Annotated in this window: 7 protein-coding genes; all 7 read left to right on the plus strand. The window is 53.8% G+C overall.

Features of this window, described 5'->3' with window-relative positions:
* The first annotated feature begins 11 nt into the window (after positions 1-11).
* Complete coding sequence (gene obgE, locus L692_RS0112130; protein ID WP_025700193.1) at positions 12-1,322, plus strand: GTPase ObgE; 1,311 nt, start codon at positions 12-14, stop codon at positions 1,320-1,322.
* Positions 1,323-1,513: 191 nt separating this feature from the next.
* Positions 1,514-1,951: an ACT domain-containing protein gene (locus L692_RS0112135; protein ID WP_025700194.1), complete on the plus strand. Its 438-nt coding sequence runs from the start codon at positions 1,514-1,516 to the stop codon at positions 1,949-1,951.
* A 34-nt stretch (positions 1,952-1,985) separates the two neighbouring features.
* Positions 1,986-3,272: a homoserine dehydrogenase gene (locus L692_RS0112140; RefSeq protein WP_025700196.1), complete on the plus strand. Its 1,287-nt coding sequence runs from the start codon at positions 1,986-1,988 to the stop codon at positions 3,270-3,272.
* Positions 3,273-3,404: 132 nt separating this feature from the next.
* Entirely contained in the window at positions 3,405-4,385 is a 981-nt protein-coding gene (thrB, locus tag L692_RS0112150; protein WP_025700198.1) for a homoserine kinase, read from the plus strand.
* The gene (pheA, locus tag L692_RS0112155) at positions 4,382-5,269 is read left to right on the plus strand and encodes a prephenate dehydratase (RefSeq protein ID WP_025700200.1); all 888 of its coding nucleotides are present in this window, start codon (positions 4,382-4,384) and stop codon (positions 5,267-5,269) included. Before thrB ends, pheA begins: the two co-directional genes overlap by 4 nt.
* Positions 5,270-5,273: 4 nt before the next feature.
* Positions 5,274-6,158, plus strand: coding sequence for a branched-chain-amino-acid transaminase (gene ilvE / locus L692_RS0112160; protein ID WP_025700202.1), 885 nt, complete (start codon positions 5,274-5,276; stop codon positions 6,156-6,158).
* Between the two features lie 284 nt (positions 6,159-6,442).
* Positions 6,443-7,133 (plus strand): LysM peptidoglycan-binding domain-containing protein (locus tag L692_RS32680; protein WP_025700204.1); only part of this gene is annotated, 691 nt, incomplete at its 3' end.

A 7,133-nucleotide genomic window follows, 5' to 3' on the forward strand; every position in this document is an offset into this window, starting at 1 on the left:
GTGAGACATCCATGTTTGTAGATAAAGCGAAAATATTTGTAAAAGGCGGCGACGGCGGCGACGGTCTGGTGGCGTTCCGCCGCGAGAAATACGTGCCGGAGGGCGGTCCTGCCGGCGGTGACGGCGGCAAGGGCGGCGACGTCATTTTCCGTGTGGACGAAGGGCTGCGTACCCTGATGGATTTCCGGTACCAGCGGCATTTCAAAGCCCAGCGCGGGGAAAAGGGACGCAACAAGAGCCAGCACGGCGCGGGAGCCGACGATATGATCGTCCGTATTCCGCCGGGAACCGTGCTGATTGACGATGACACCGGCGAGATCATCGCGGATATGACACGTAACGGACAGGAAGTGATCGTGGCCAGAGGCGGCCGGGGCGGCCGGGGCAATATCCGGTTCGCGACGCCGAACAACCCTGCTCCCGAGCTTGCGGAGAACGGGGAGGAGGGCCAGGAGCGCTACGTTGTGCTAGAGCTTAAGGTTATGGCGGACGTTGGCCTTGTTGGCTTTCCGAGCGTAGGCAAATCCACTTTGCTGTCTGTCGTTTCGGCTGCGAAACCGAAGATCGGAGCCTACCACTTTACTACCATTACGCCGAATCTCGGTGTGGTCGATGTAGGGGACGGCCGCAGCTTTGTCATGGCCGACCTCCCCGGATTGATCGAGGGCGCCCATGAGGGCGTCGGGCTGGGGCATGAGTTTCTGCGTCACGTTGAACGCACGCGCATCATTATTCACGTGGTTGACATGGCCGGCTCCGAAGGCCGCGATCCGTTCGAAGACTGGGTGAAGATCAACGAGGAACTGAAGCAGTACAACACGGGCCTTGCCGACCGTCCGCAGATTGTGGCGGCCAACAAGATGGATATGGAGGAAGCGGAAGCGAATCTGGCTTCATTCCGGGAGCAAGCCGGCAGTCTGCGGCCCGATCTGGAGATCCTGCCCATCTCCTCGCTGACCCGCAAGGGCGTTCAAGAGCTGCTCTACCGCGCCGCCGATCTGCTCGATGCCATTCCGCAGGCTCCTGCCGTGGAGGAAGTGGCAGAGAGCGGCGAACATAAAGTATACAAGCTCAAGAAGACGGAAGACGACTCGTTTACCATCACCCGTGATAACGAGGCCTTTGTCGTCAGCAGTCCGAAGATTGAGCGGATGCTCAAACGCATGCAGCTCAATTCGCATGATGCGATAATGAAGCTGGCGCGGACGCTGCGGCATATGGGCGTGGATGAGGAGCTGCGCAGACGCGGAGCGGTGGAAGGCACCATTGTCCGGATCGCCGATTTTGAATTCGAGTTTGTCGAGAATAGCAGCTACTATTGAATATATGAATAGCCGCCCAAAGCAAGCGCTGGCATGGTTTTCCGCAACAAGGAGGACTGTGACGGCGTTTTTTTGTTTTTTAAAAAGGCGGCAAGGATCTCAACGGTTTTGTGAAAAGTATTGCAATTCTTTCTGAATCATTTTATAATGTCCACTATGTAAAAACAAAAGTCTTTGAGGAGAGGACGTTTGTGAAAGAACGTTATTATTTGGTTCGTGAAGACATTTTGCCCGAAGCGGTATTGAAGACGATGCAGGTCAAGCAGCTGCTGGAAGCCGGCGATGCCAAGACGGTTCATGAGGGCGTGGAACAGGTGGGGCTGAGCCGAAGCGCTTTTTACAAATATAAAGACGGCATTCATCTGATCCACCAGCTCGAAAGGGAACGCATCGTAACGATCTCGATGGACCTTGAGCACGAGTCGGGCATGCTGTCTAAGGTGCTCGGAACTGTAGCGGGGCATGGAGCCAACGTGCTGACCATTCATCAGAGCATTCCGCTGCAAGGGTGGGCGAACGTTGTCCTTTCCATTGAGATTACTCACATTAACGATGAACTGGGAGACATGCTGGACAGCCTGAAGGGGATGGCCGGCGTCAAGCGCGCTTTGATTGTAGGGCAAGGTTAGAAGGGAATATACGTTAAGGGGGATTTAGATTCAAATGAAACCGGTGAAAGTTGGATTGCTCGGACTGGGAACGGTCGGTACGGGCGTAGTGCGCATCGTGCAGGGGAACCAGGAGGATTTGAGCAGTCAAGTCGGTTCGCCGATACATATTGAACGGATTGCCGTCAAGAACTGTGATAAGCCCCGGTCGATTGAAATTGATCCGGCGAAGCTGACCACCGATCCTTGGGAAGTTATCCGCGACCCGGAAATCGATGTTATTGTCGAGGTTATGGGCGGAGTCGACGCAACAAGACAGTATATTCTGGAGGCTCTGGAGCGGGGCAAGCATATCGTTACCGCCAACAAGGATCTTATGGCTCTGTACGGCAATGAAATTTTGGAAAAAGCGCAGGAAAAACAATGCGATGTGTTTTATGAAGCCAGCGTGGCGGGAGGCATCCCGATTATCCGGACATTGATCGAGGGCTTCTCTTCCGACCGGATCGTCAAAATCATGGGGATTGTCAACGGGACAACCAACTATATCCTGACCAAGATGAGCCAGGAAGGCGCTTCGTACGACGATGTGCTGAAGGAGGCGCAGGAGCTCGGCTATGCCGAAGCTGATCCGACCTCGGATGTGGAAGGACTTGACGCGGCTCGCAAAATGTCGATTCTCGGAACGCTGGGCTTCCGCACCAACGTTGAACTGCGGGACGTGAGCGTAAGCGGAATTTCCAGCATCAGCAAAGAGGATATTTTGTTTGCGAAGCGTCTGGGATACGAAATGAAGCTGCTCGGCATTGCCGAGAGCCAGAATGATGAATTCAGCATCAGTGTTCAGCCTACCATGATCAAGGCGAGCCATCCGATCGCCTCCGTTAACGGAGTATTCAATGCGGTCTACGTCTATGGCGAAGCAGTCGGGGAAACGATGTTCTACGGAGCGGGAGCAGGCGAAATGCCGACGGCGACCTCGGTTGTGGCCGACCTGGTGGCGGTGATCAAGAACCTGAAGCTGGGCGTCAACGGACTGAAACAGATCGTTCCCTACAAGAATAAGAAGCTGAAGAGCGACGACGATATTTATTTCAAGAACTTCCTGCTGCTCCATGTGGACGATAAAGCGGGGGTTCTGGCCAAAATTACCCAGGTGTTTGCCGAATGCGACGTCAGCCTCGATTCCGTTGTGCAGCAGGCTAATCCGAACAATCCGGCTGCCGAGATCATTATTGTTACGCATGATGCCAGCAAATCCAGCATGAACAAGGTTCTCCGCCGTTTCGAGGAGCTTGATGTCATCCGCCGCGTTAAGAGCCATTACCGTGTCGAGGGCTGATGCCAACCGGAGAGAAGGCCATTATTTTTAAAGGAGACCATGGGTTGTGAAATATTCCATACTGCAGGATAATAGAGAGCAATATTCCATTTTGTTAAAAGGCTTTGCCGCAGACAAAAGGGTGGTGCGCGCATGAGTAGCAGCAGGAAGGTTAGAGTAAAAATACCCGCCAGTACCGCCAATCTGGGTCCGGGCTTCGATACGCTCGGCATGGCGCTCACGCTGTACGCCTGGATCGAAATGGGCGAAGCGGAGCAGACCGTCTTCCACTTGTACGGCGATGAGATGAAGGATGTGGCCCGGGACAAGAGCAACCTGATTTACAAGGTGGCGCAGATGGTGTTCGACGAGGCGGGCGTATCCGTCCCTGAGCTTGAAATCTCGATGTATTCCGAAATCCCGCTGACACGCGGACTCGGCAGCAGCGCTTCGGCCATTATCGGCGGCATGGTTGCGGCCAATGCGCTTATTGGTTCCCCTTTGGGGAATGACAAGATCTTTGATATGGCGACTTCCCTGGAGAAGCATCCTGACAACGTCGGCGCTTCCCTGCTTGGAGGAATCATCGCCGCCGTCTGGGACGGCAGCCATGCGGATGTCATTCGCATCGAGCCGCCGGAGGATCTGGAGGTCCTTGTCGCGATTCCCGAATTTGAATTGGCCACGTCCAAAGCTCGGGAGGCGCTTCCGTCCAGCGTCACCGTCGCCGATGCCGTATACAATGTCAGCCGCTCTTCGCTCCTGACCGGAGCGCTGGCCTGCGGACGTCTGGATTTGATCGGCGCAGCGATGCGGGACCGCCTGCATCAGCCGTACCGGGCTCCGCTCGTTCCCGGCATGGAGGAGGTGCTGGCCGAAGCGACGAAGCATGGAGCGCTTGGCATCGCCCTTAGCGGCGCCGGACCGACGCTGATAGCGTTTGTGGACCGGCGGGAGCCCCGGAAGAGCGAACTGGAAGCCTTTCTGACGGACACCATGCGTAAATATGGCATTGAAGCGCGTACCCGCTGGCTTCTGCCCTGCCCTGCGGGTGCGCTTGCAGAGACTGTCAACGAAAATGGGATGCAAAATCAATCATTTTTGGATATGATAAAAGGAGAAGTACGGCCATGAAATCAATAGCGGTGCTGCCGCAGGGAACGACCTCTCATGAAGCTTTGCTGTATCTGATGAAAGGGGAGCCTTGCCGGCCGGTGTTCTACAAGTTTATTTCCGATGTGTTTCTGGCCACGGCCAAAGGAGAGACCGATTATAGCGTCATTCCGGTCGAGAATACGATTGAAGGCTCGGTCAGCCTGCACATGGACTGGCTTATTCATCAAGTGGACCTGCCGATGCAGGCCGAATGGATCTATCCTTCTGTACAGAACCTGATCGCAAACCCCGGTGAATTTACGGACGGCAAGGGCGGAGTCGATTACTCGCGCATCGTTAAGATTCTCTCCCATCCGGTTGCCATGGCCCAGTGCGGTAATTTTATCCGCAGTCATGCTCCGACCGCCGAGCTGGAGACGGTGGGAAGCACCTCGGAAGCGGTTGAAATCGTCAAGAACAACCCCGGCAAGGGCTGGGCCGCAATCGGCATTGAGCTTGGGGCGAAGACTTACGGACTGGATATTATCGCTGGCAAAATTACCGATCACCACAACAATTTTACGCGCTTTGTGCTGGCGGGACCCGAGAAGCTGGATATTCCCCGTGTAAGCACAGGCAGCAAGACCAGCGTGCTGGTTACTCTGCCGGAGGATTTTCCGGGCGCGCTCCATCAGGTTCTTGCGGCTTTCTCCTGGCGAAAGCTGAATTTATCGCGGATTGAATCGCGGCCAACGAAGAAGAAGCTGGGTACCTATTATTTTTATATCGATGTGCTCGAACCGATGGAATCGGTCCTCCTGCCTGCCGCTATTGAGGAAATCAAAGCTTTGGGCTGCCAGGTCCGGATTCTGGGCTCGTATCCCACATACACCTATGAGGAAGAGAAAGCGGAGGTGCAGTAAGCTCATGTCTGAGCAGTTGATTTATCTTGATGGACAATATGTAACAAAGGACAAGGCCATGGTATCCGTTTTTGACCACGGCTTTCTGTACGGAGACGGGATTTTTGAAGGAATTCGGATCTATAATGGCAATATTTTTAAATGCAAGGAGCATTTGGACAGGCTGTATGATTCGGCCAAATCTATTATGCTCGACATCCCGCTGACTTATGACGAAATGCTGGAAGCGATGGCGGAGACGATCCGGCGCAACGATATGCGCGACGGCTATATCCGTCTTATCGTTTCCCGCGGCCCGGGCAACCTCGGACTTGACCCCCGCAGATGCCCCAAAGCCAGCGTCATTATTATAGTAGAGCAGCTGGCTATCTATCCCGAAGAAGCATATCTGAACGGCCTTCGCGCCGTTTCCGTGTCCCAGCGCCGCAACATTCCGGATGCGCTGAATCCGAAGATCAAATCGCTCAACTATCTGAACAACATCCTGGTCAAAATCCAGTCCAACCTGGCGGAAGCCGATGAGGCGATTATGCTGAACGCTCAGGGATACGTAACGGAAGGCTCGGGCGACAATATTTTTATCATTAAAAAGGGTGTTGTCTACACGCCGCCATGCTACCTTGGCGCTCTCGAAGGCATTACGCGTTTTGCCATTATCGAGCTGTGCGAGAAGCTTGGCATCAAGCTTAAGGAAGAGCCATTCACGATGCATGATATTTATATTGCGGATGAGGTGTTCTTCACAGGTACGGCGGCGGAGGTTATCGCGGCACGCGAAATCGACGGACGGATTATCGGCGAAGGTCATGCCGGCCCGATCACGCTGAGGCTGCTGGAGGAGTTCCGGAGTATTGTAGACAAAGACGGCTATAAGGTGTGGCAGTCCTGATTTATTGAATAGAAACGATCAATCCTTTGATGCGCATGCTTTCATGCCGCATGAAAGGATTTTTTTTGCTTCGGGGATGTCAATCGCCCATGGGCTGCATAAGATGTAGTAACGAAGGAGGCGGCTCTACCGCAAATCACTGCGTCAGAAGAAACGGATCTGCCGTCCGCTTAAGAGCGGCATCGTTTCTCGTAGAAATATAAGGCTGTGGATAAGCGCGAAGCTTATACATTCTTATATTTCAAACAGCATTGCTCCACAAAACGTTAGGAGGGTAAATCTGCGTGAAAATACACATTGTCAAGCAAGGCGATACACTCTATGAATTGTCGAAAAAATATGGGGTGCCGCTGGATAAAGTGATCGAAGCCAATCCGCAAATTGCGAACCCCGATGTTCTGGCTATCGGAGACAAGGTAAAAATCCCTTCTGTCCCCGTTCCTGTGCCGGACGGCGGCGAGCTGTACCACAAGCATACGGTCAAGCAGGGAGACACTCTATGGAAATTGTCCAAAGCCTGGGGGATTCAGCTCAAGGATATTATTGGAGCGAATCCTCAGTTGAAGAATCCCGATGTGCTTAAAATAGGGGATATCGTCAATATTCCCAAGAAAGCGACCGTTCCTTCAGCCCATCCGGCACAACCCGTACAACCGGCACAACCGATTCAGCAGGAACATGCGACGACATCAGTATCAGACAAAACCACTCCCGGTGGAAAGGCCTATACAGGGCCTATTGAGAAAGCGAAAGAAACCGCCCCTGTTGTTCCTGCTCCTGCACCTGTTCCAGAGCCTGCTCCGATCCCTGCGCCAGCTCCTCCGGTTCAAGAAACTGTTCATACCGAGACACAGAGCCTGTTCGTACAGATTTCGGTTCCTGCACAAGAAGCAGCTCCCTTGCCGCCGGCGCCTGAGCCTCCCAAGGAATATTGCATTCCCGAGCCTCCCAAGAATTATTGCGGGTGCGAGCCTG

The organism is Paenibacillus forsythiae T98, assembly GCF_000520735.1.
Taxonomy (GTDB): domain Bacteria; phylum Bacillota; class Bacilli; order Paenibacillales; family Paenibacillaceae; genus Paenibacillus_AQ; species Paenibacillus_AQ forsythiae.

Bases quoted from the DNA above. Each gene is read 5' to 3' on its own strand.
- L692_RS0112140 (WP_025700196.1), top strand. From the start codon at position 1,986: ATGAAACCGGTGAAAGTTGGATTGCTCGGACTGGGAACGGTCGGTACG.
- thrB (WP_025700198.1), top strand. From the start codon at position 3,405: ATGAGTAGCAGCAGGAAGGTTAGAGTAAAAATACCCGCCAGTACCGCC.
- pheA (WP_025700200.1), top strand. From the start codon at position 4,382: ATGAAATCAATAGCGGTGCTGCCGCAGGGAACGACCTCTCATGAAGCT.
- obgE (WP_025700193.1), top strand. From the start codon at position 12: ATGTTTGTAGATAAAGCGAAAATATTTGTAAAAGGCGGCGACGGCGGC.
- ilvE (WP_025700202.1), top strand. From the start codon at position 5,274: ATGTCTGAGCAGTTGATTTATCTTGATGGACAATATGTAACAAAGGAC.